Origin of the sequence: Hymenobacter coccineus, assembly GCF_001816125.1 — a bacterium.
In the GTDB taxonomy this organism is placed as follows: Bacteria; Bacteroidota; Bacteroidia; order Cytophagales; family Hymenobacteraceae; genus Hymenobacter; species Hymenobacter coccineus.
The window spans coordinates 1-1,408 of the sequence record NZ_MDZA01000278.1 but is presented as its reverse complement, the minus strand read 5'-3'; the positions used below and the strand labels follow the sequence as shown (position 1 = coordinate 1,408).

General features: G+C 69.2%; 2 protein-coding genes. One reads left to right on the top strand and one right to left on the bottom strand.

The annotated features are described in order from the left end of the window. Positions 1-378: 378 nt before the first annotated feature. Positions 379-813, top strand: coding sequence for a hypothetical protein (locus BEN49_RS15235; protein WP_125916920.1), 435 nt, complete (start codon positions 379-381; stop codon positions 811-813). A 98-nt stretch (positions 814-911) separates the two neighbouring features. Here the strand turns inward: BEN49_RS15235 and BEN49_RS15230 are convergent, their stop codons facing one another. After that, a complete protein-coding gene (locus tag BEN49_RS15230; RefSeq protein ID WP_070744802.1) occupies positions 912-1,196 on the bottom strand; it encodes a hypothetical protein in 285 nt (94 codons plus the stop codon). Between the last annotated feature and the right edge of the window lie 212 nt (positions 1,197-1,408).

Below are 1,408 nucleotides of genomic sequence, written 5' to 3'. Positions count from 1 at the left end.
GCAACTCATCGGGCTGCCAGTTCTCGGCCTTCCATTGGTTGATAACGTCCTTGAAGCCAAACTTCGACGGGTGCCCGTACTTCTGCACGTGGTACTTGTGTGGAAAGGGTGGGGAGAAGTAACGCGCTAAAAAGCAGGGGCTTCATAGGCCGTAGGCAGCGGCTATAGAAATCGTTTGCGGTATTCGTAAAAGTATCTGCATCAATTATTTGGCGTTAATACTAATCCGGCAATTGCTTGCATTTATTCCGCCACTTCCGGTGGCCCTTAGTAGGACCAGGCCGCCCCCTGGGCAGAGGTGGGTTGCCGCCGGGCCTTGCGGCCCGGGGCCCTACCTTCGGGCCGCCTGGGGCTTTGGCTGCGCCGGGCGGCCCGCCCATGCCCTTATTCGCTCGCTGCTCTTTCAGCAACTTCTTGCGCTACCTATTACTTATGGGCGCACTGGCCGCGGCCGCGCCCGTCGCGCCGGGCCACGCCCAAACCAAAGGTGGGGCCCCGCCCAAGGTGCCCGCCGCTACGGACAGCTACCGTGGCCAGTCGTTTCCCCGCCAGCGCACGCCCATCGAAGCGCTGCCGCTGAATGGTCAGGCCGAAATCCTGCGCCTAGAAACGCTCCTCGACCAAGCCTACGGGGCCCTAACGGCCAGCCCCACCGCCGCCGTGTTCCCGCCCATCCTGGCCGAAGCCGTGGCCCAGGCCGCCGAGCAAGCCGCCGCCGTAGAGCCCACCTGGAACCAAGACGCCTACCGGCGCGAGGCCGCCTTATACGCCGCCGAGGAAGCCCGCCGCCACCCGCCCCGCCCCAAGCGCTGAGGGAGGGCCCGCGGGGCCCCACCCGGGCCCAAACGCGCAGCGGGCGGCCGGCACATTGCCGACCGCCCGCTGCGTTGAACTCCTCTCAATAGCGAGCCCTACGGCTGACTGGTGAGCGTGAACTCGTCGAAATCGACCACCGCGGCGGGGCCCTGCGCCAGTACGCCCACCCGAATGCCGCGGTCCCAGGGCGGGAGGTAGGCGCCGTCGACGGTGGGGCCGTCGGCCCCGGCCATGGGGGCCCAAGTGCGGCCGTTGTCGGTGCTGTAGGCGAAGGCGAAGTGGGTGTTCTGGCGGGCCTGCAGGCGCAGGCGCAGCGGGGGCGAATTGGCGGGCAGCGCGGTTTCCACCAGCACGTCCTCCTGCCCTTTGGTGCGGCGCACCAGGCGCAGGCGGCCGTCGCCGGCCAGCAGGGCCAGGGCATTGTCGGGGTCGCCGAGGGCAGCCAGGCCAGCGCTGGCGCCGGGGGGCAGGGCCCCCGGGGTGCAGCAGCGTAGCGGTGGCGTCGTAGTCGGCCACGTACACGGTGTGGCCCAGCGCGGCCCCGCCGTGGTCGGGCCGGGCCGTGAGGTGCAGCTGGCCGCCGCTCACCGCC

Bases quoted from the DNA above. Each gene is read 5' to 3' on its own strand.
- BEN49_RS15235 (WP_125916920.1), top strand. From the start codon at position 379: ATGCCCTTATTCGCTCGCTGCTCTTTCAGCAACTTCTTGCGCTACCTA.